The organism is Bifidobacterium sp. UBA6881 (assembly GCA_002451435.1).
GTDB lineage: Bacteria > Actinomycetota > Actinomycetes > Actinomycetales > Bifidobacteriaceae > Bifidobacterium.
In genome coordinates this window covers 3996-10915 of sequence record DKCF01000100.1, presented here as the reverse complement: position 1 = coordinate 10915, position 6920 = coordinate 3996, and the positions used below count along the sequence as shown (strand labels likewise).

4 protein-coding genes are annotated in these 6920 nt (G+C 59.0%); 2 read left to right on the top strand and 2 right to left on the bottom strand.

From position 1 onward, the window contains the following. The coding region (locus B3C64_RS07665) for a hypothetical protein (RefSeq protein WP_291534881.1) at positions 1-191 on the bottom strand (191 nt) is incomplete at its 3' end. Between the two features lie 44 nt (positions 192-235). Between B3C64_RS07665 and B3C64_RS07660 the strand changes: the two genes are divergently transcribed. Beyond that, positions 236-1528 (top strand): citrate synthase, encoded by a 1293-nt coding sequence (locus B3C64_RS07660; RefSeq protein WP_291534880.1) that lies wholly within the window; start codon positions 236-238, stop codon positions 1526-1528. 390 nt (positions 1529-1918) lie between these two features. Further along, positions 1919-3199: a Fic family protein gene (locus B3C64_RS07655; RefSeq protein WP_291534879.1), complete on the top strand. Its 1281-nt coding sequence runs from the start codon at positions 1919-1921 to the stop codon at positions 3197-3199. Positions 3200-3557: 358 nt separating this feature from the next. Here the strand turns inward: B3C64_RS07655 and B3C64_RS07650 are convergent. Further along, positions 3558-6920, bottom strand: a 3363-nt coding sequence (locus B3C64_RS07650) for a GDSL-type esterase/lipase family protein (RefSeq protein WP_291534878.1), incomplete at its 5' end; no start/stop codon positions are given.

Here is a 6920-nt window from a genome sequence, read left to right as displayed (position 1 = left end):
TCGTCATCCAGCGTCCGTTTAAAGAGCGTAGAGATAATTGGTCTCCGTGCGCGGTCGTCTTTGTGATAGTCATCTCCGTATATGGTCGCTTCCGCGCGGCCATCGTCGCACCTCCGCGTATGGCCGGAAGTCGCGCGTGTCGGCATTGTCGCCACCGCTTTTGAGACGAAACCATTTTCGGAAACACGCATGCCATATAGTATGCGATACTTTTGAGCTTCTAAGGAGAACAAGTATGGCCACAGCCAACCTGAGTGTGGATGCCAAGGACTTCACCCTTCCCGTGGTCAAAGCCACGGCCGGCGCGGACGGCATCGTGGTCTCCACGCTGCGCAACGATGGTTGGGTCACATTGGACCCGGGATTCCTCACCACCGCGCAATGCGAATCCAAGATCACGTACATCGATGGCAAGAACTCGATTCTGCGCTATCGCGGATATCCGATCGAGCAACTGTGCGAGCACTCCGATTTCCTTGAGGTCGCATGGTTGCTGCGTCATGGCGAATTGCCAAGCAAGGAACAGTACGATCGATTCATCTCCGACATCAACCACCGCACGATGGTGGGCGAGGATTTTCGCACGTTCATGGGTTCGTTCCCGCGCACCGCGCATCCGATGAGCGTCATGGCGTCCGCGGTCAACGCGCTTGCCACGTTCTATCCGGACACCACCGATATTTCCGATTCCGACCAGCTTGACGAGGCCGCGACCATCATCATGGCGAAGGCGCGCACCATCGTCAGCTACATCTTCCGTCGTCGTCGTGATGAGCCGATGCTGTATCCGGATTATTCACGCGGCTATGTCGATGATTTCCTTCGCATGTGCTTCGCGGTGCCGTACGAGCCGTTCGAATCCGATCCGCTGTACGTGCACGCGCTCGGCCGTCTGCTGATCATCCACGCCGACCATGAGCAGAACTGCTCCACGTCCGTGGTGCGTATCGCCGGTTCCGCGCATGCGAATCTGTATTCCGCGATCGCCGCGGGCATCAACGCGCTGTCCGGTCCGTTGCACGGTGGAGCGAACGAAGCCGTGTTGCGGCAGCTCAAGGCGATCCGCGATTCCGGAAAATCCGTCAAGGAGTTCGTGGAGGAGGCGAAGGCGCACGGTCATCGTATCTCCGGGCTGGGGCACCGCGTGTACAAGTCGTATGATCCTCGTGCCGCAATCGCGAAGACGTACCTGCAGAAGATCATGGAGCGTGCCGATACGTTGAAGCTGCCGGCCGACGAGCGTGCGCTGTTCGACGTGGCCACGGAGCTGGAAGACATCGCGCTGCATGACGACTACTTCGTTTCCCGCCATCTGTATCCGAATGTCGACTTCTACACGGGTCTGATCTACCGTGCGATCGGTTTCGACCCGTCCATGTTCACCACGCTGTTCGCGCTGGGCCGCATCCCGGGCTGGATCGCCCAGTACCGCGAGATGCTTGCCGATCCGAACACGAAGATCGGTCGTCCTCGTCAGGTATACACCGGCTACACGGAACGCGATTACGTACCGATGGACGAGCGCTGAGCCGCGTCCGCCGCTCTCCTGCGATGATTGCGCGGTTGAATGGTCGCGAGTTTCGTGGCGTCGTTCATCGGGATGCCGTCTTTTGGCCTGTGACATCTATTGACGGCATGCGTTGATTGTTGGGATTGTTGGGGTTTCCTCATACATGCGGAAACCCCGCTTGTTTTATGGTCTTTGATGGTGTGCCGGGTTGTGTGGAATGAGTCGTGCCCTATTGCATGGCGTGATATCGTCCGGAATGTCCGAGTGGCCTGAGGAGACGGGGCAATCATTGATGCGCGTATCTTTACTGATAGGTTCTCATATAATTAGCAGGATATTTGCAAGAATGAGCTTTCTAAATTATAGTTTCTATAATTTAAATTGTTTGATGTGAGAAATGAAGGTCTTATGCATACTGAATATAAGACATTGGCCCGGCTTTTTCATGCGGATGGCAGCGGTGACGCATTTCGCAACCATGAAGCGTTTGCCAAACAACGGCTCGAATCCGATTCCACGTATCGCACGGGCATCGTCACGTCTTTGGGGGAATTGTTCATTGGCATGCCTCGTGAAACAATCGACCGAATCGCCGAGATTCTCACGATGGAGCGCAAGATCTCGAATCAGTGGCAGCGCATCTCCGGAGTGATGCGCTGGAATTATATTCATCATTTCATTGCGGACGAATTGCAAGCCACCAATGAAATGGAAGGTGTTCGGAGCACTCGCAAGGAAGTGGAAATGGCCGTCGAAGCGGCGTCCGCGAGCCGATCTGTGGAACATGCAAAACGGCAAAACAACGTAAGCGATACCAGATTTGGGGAATTCGCGAAGTTGTATCTGAATCTCACCGATAACAATACGGTGCTGCCGCGGTCCTTGGAAGACATCAGAAGCGTGTACGACAAGATTGCGCTTGACGGAATCAAAGAGAGCGATAAACCAGACGGTAAGCTGTTCAGGGCGAGAGGGGTGCATGTCGAGGGTCCGCGTAGCGTTGAACATGAGGGAATACGCGGTGAAGACAGAATCAGTGCGTTGCTCACGCAAATGCTTGCTCTGGTTGCATCGGAGGACATGCCGCTGTTGATTTCGGCTTTGGCGTCACATTTCCTTTTCGAATACATTCATCCGTTCTATGACGGCAATGGCAGGACTGGCAGGTATTTGCTGGCGCTCTACCTTAGCAGAGTGCTGACGTTGCCCACGGTACTTTCGCTATCGCGCGCCATCAATGAGCGGAAAAGCGCATATTACAGGGCGTTTACCGTGACGGAAGACAAGCTGAACTGCGGTGAGCTCACCTTTTTCATAAATACTATGCTTGATTTGATTCTTGAGGCGCAGCGGAGTCTTGTCGAAGATATCGCTTTGAAACTGGATCGGTACGAGAGAGCCGCCGAAATCAGTAAATTCTTGTCTCAGAAAGCACATTTGGACGAGCATACTTCGTATCTGTTGCATGGCGTGATGCAGGAGGAGCTTTTCGACACGCGAAAGAGCATGAGCCTGCAGGACATCGCGGAGCATTGCGGAGTGACGAAGCAGAGCGCACGTAAATATGTGGGCAAGCTTGAAGACCTTGGATGGATTGAGCGCGTGAGCGGCCGACCATTGCGCGTACATGCGGGCAAGCGTTTGGTTGCGGTGATGAATGGTGAAATGGACATGGCGGGATTGTTCTGATTGCGGCTGATGCGGTGAATGGCGGCGTCATGCATTTTCGGAATTCAGCTTGGCGGATTTTGCGGCATTGGGGGCAATTCAGATAGGGGCCGTGCCCGCCGGGATTCGACGGGCACGGCCCTTGCTTGGTGATTCGCTTCGTGAACGGCCGCGAATCGGTCTCTGATTGGTTCCATGTGCTGGGTTGTTGCCGCTGGTTGTCACGCAATGTGTGACAACCAGCGGCTATGTAGTTGACGACTGCGGCGGTTGCCGCCTGCCTGCTGCACGGCTGCTGACTGTATGGTCGTGCAACAGGCAGGCGTGTGGCTGCGCAACTACGTGACCTACGCGGTGAGCGATGCGCCGATTGGCGCAATCACCGTTCGCGCGAACGACGCATCCTCAATCCGGTGATTGCGGCACCGGCCGCCGCCAGCATCGCCAGAGCGATTGCCATCGGAGCGGTATCCGCGCCGGTGCGGGACAGCGCATCGGCGTTGGCTTTGCCGGATTGGCCGTCCTGCGAGCCGTTGCCTTGGGCGTTGGATCCCGAAGCGCCGGAGCCCGCGTTACCTGCGTCGTCGGTATTGCCGGCGCTGCTGCCGTTCTGTGAACCGCCGTTCTGCTTGACCAGCTTGGAGTAGGCGTCGCGCAATGCGGCCATCGCGTTGTCCACTTCGGTCTGCGTGGCGTTCGCGTTGGCGAGCACCTGCTGGGCACTGGACAGCGCCTTGTCGAGCGTGGCCAGAGAATCGGCGGTGTAATCCGCACGGTTGATGCCCTGCGCTGCTGCGATTGCCTCGGCGAGGTCCTTGGTATCCGCGGGCTTGGTCGTGGGCTTGGCCTTCAGTCCGTCGATCGCGGACCTGAGCGCCTTGGCCGCGTTCTCCACTTCGGTCTGCGTGGCGTTCGCGTTGGCGAGCACCTGCTGGGCGTCATCCAGCGCGGTCTTCAGCGCTGCGACCGACTCGTCGGTGTACTGCGACTGGTCAATCGCCTGCGCCGCCGCAATGGCCGCCTTCAGCGCCTCGGTGTTCACCGGAATCGGCTTGGCCTTGAGCGCCTTGACCGCATTGAGGATTGCATTGGTCGCGTCATTCACCTCCTGCTGGGTGGCGGTGGCGTTGCCGTCCACCGTTTCCGCATTGGCGATGGCTTCGGCAAGTGCCTTGGCCGTTTCGTCGGTGTACAGCGATTGATCGATCTGCTTGGCCTGCGCGATTGCGGATTCGAGCGCGGTCTTATTGACCGGAACGGTGATTGGCTTGACCACCAGCGCGTTGACCGCGTTGTTCAGCGCCGTCACCTGCTGGTTGACCTGCTTTTGCGTGGCGTTCGCGTCATCGTACACGGATTGGGCGGCGGTGATGGCGGCCTTCAGCGCGTTGATGGATTCCTCGGTGTACAAATCGGTCTGCTGCGCGTAGGACCGGGCGGTTTCGATCATGGTGGCGAGAGTGGTTTTGTCCACTGCGTTCACCTTGACCAGCGCGGAGACCGCGGTGCTCAGGTCCTTGGCGGCGGCGTCGATGTCGCTTTGCGTGGCATCGGCGTCGTTGAGCGTGTTCTCGGCCTTGGCGAGCGCCGTCTGCAGCGTCTTCCACGAGTCTGCGGTGTAGTCCGATTCCTGCAGTTTCTTGGCGGCGTCTACTGCCTGTTGCAGGGCGGATTTGTCGACTGGGATGCTCGGAGCGTCGGCGGCGTCGGCCGCGCGCATGGCGGCGGTCACGGTCGGCAGATACAGCGTTTCGATGCCCTTGAAGTTCGGGTGGGTGCCCGAACCGGTGTTGGTGCCGGCCTGCGGGAGCCCGGTCGAACCAAGTCCATCGAACGAGTATTCCGCCTTGTTGGCTTCGGTGATGCCGTCGCCTGCGGAAGTGTACACGTCGGCCATGGTCACACCGTATTCGGTGCAGACCTTGGTCTGCACGTCGTGCAGCTGCTGCTGGATTGCGGCGTCGCGGGTGTACAGTTTCGGCACGGCCACGAAGACGATCTTTGTTCCGGACCACTTGGTGATGATCGCGTTGAACGTGGATCGCAATGCGGTTTCGTAGGAAGCCACGTCCGCCTTGCCGTTCTTGATGATTTCGGCGTCGTTCGTGCCGCCGTCGAGAATCACCATGTCGGGTTGGGCGGCGTCGGCCTTGCCGAGCTGTCCCTGGATCCAGTCGTAACCGTTGGTCTTTACGATGGAGGCTCCGTTGACGGCCCAGCGCTTGACGTTCATGCCTTCCTTGCCGGCCGCGAAGGTCGCGAAGCTGGCGCTGGAGAACTTGTGTCCGGCGATGATCGAATCACCGAAGGCATATGCGGTCTTGCCCTTGAGCGGCAGGTCGAGCTTGTTGCCGGCCACAGATCCGCTGATCTTCAGATTGTCGATCGACTGGACGCTGGTGCCCCAGTAGTTCGCCATGTAGACGTTGCTCATGGATGTCGCGCCGGTGCTGATTTCCGCGGTTCCGGAAAGTACGGCGTCTCCGCCGTCAGCGGGGGCGATCGTCCAAGAGACCTGCTTGTTGGCGAAGTCGGCTTCCACGGTCACGCGGTAGTCCTTGGTCGGATCGGCGGAAACCTTGTCGGACCACTTCGGCTCACCTGCCGCGAACTGCGAGGAGGTGATTCCCGATACGGTGTAATCCGCGTCGGCGGCTGAGGTGGCGACGCGCAACTGGGTGGATCCGCTGGTCTTCACGCCGACCATGGCGAATAGGAGCCGACCATAATCGTCGCGGAATTCCAGTCCGGATTTCGCGCCCTGACCGGACGGGGCGTTGAGTGATTCGACCTTCCAGTCGAACTGCGCCCGCACCTTCTGGCCCTGTGCGCGAACCTCGACCGGCAGCGTGGCCTTCACGCCCTTCTGCTGTGCGAGGTTCTTGCCCACTTTCAGCGCGCCGTTCGAAAGCTCGTCATTCGCGTTGAACTTCAGCGCGTCGTGCGTGGTGCCCGAGAAATCAGTGTCTACGAGCGTCTGCAATGCGTCGTCCGGCTCTTCGGAAGAGTAGTCGGGCGTGCCGCGGTAGACGTCGATGTCATCGACGTAGAAGTCACCGGAGCCGTCGGTGGAGAAGAGCGACAGGTAGTCCATGTCGCCGGCCCAGGTGCGCAGCGGCTGGTTTTCCAGCGTCATCTTGCCATCGACCCAGTAGTCGTAGGTGCCGGTGTTCCAATCGATCACGATGTCGACCTGCGCCCACTTGCCGGTCTCGTAATCGGCGGCCTTCACCGTGCTTCCCGATCCGCGCACGTTGTGTGTGAGGATTTCGTTCGGTCGCATGGCGATGGTGGCTTCGGGGTTCTTGGAATCAGCGGGGGAGCTGCTGTTCCATCCGGACTTGTGGTAGGTGTACAGGCTGTACTGGTTGGAGCCTTCGCCGCGCATCACCTTGGCGGAGATGGTGAACTGGCCGCTCCAGTTGGATTCGCCCTTCTTGCCGTACCAGACGGTCGGCTTGCCGGTGTTGCGCTTCATGTGCAGCACCTTGTTGCCGGCGTTGGTCGGGTCGGCGGTGATCTCGATGGTGTTGCCGTCGGCTCCGGAGACGCCCCAGTTGTCGTCGCCGGTGAAGTCGCCCTTGTCGTAGGACTCGAAGTTCTGCGACATCATGGTGTCCTGCTTGCCTTTGGAGCGCAGGGTCACGTTGGCGGTCACGGTGGTGCCGGGCACCACGGTGAGGTTGCTCGCCTTCTGTGTGCCGTAGTAGTCCTTGTGGCTGGCTTCGACGGTGTAGTTCGC

Bases quoted from the DNA above. Each gene is read 5' to 3' on its own strand.
- B3C64_RS07660 (WP_291534880.1), top strand. From the start codon at position 236: ATGGCCACAGCCAACCTGAGTGTGGATGCCAAGGACTTCACCCTTCCC.
- B3C64_RS07655 (WP_291534879.1), top strand. From the start codon at position 1,919: ATGCATACTGAATATAAGACATTGGCCCGGCTTTTTCATGCGGATGGC.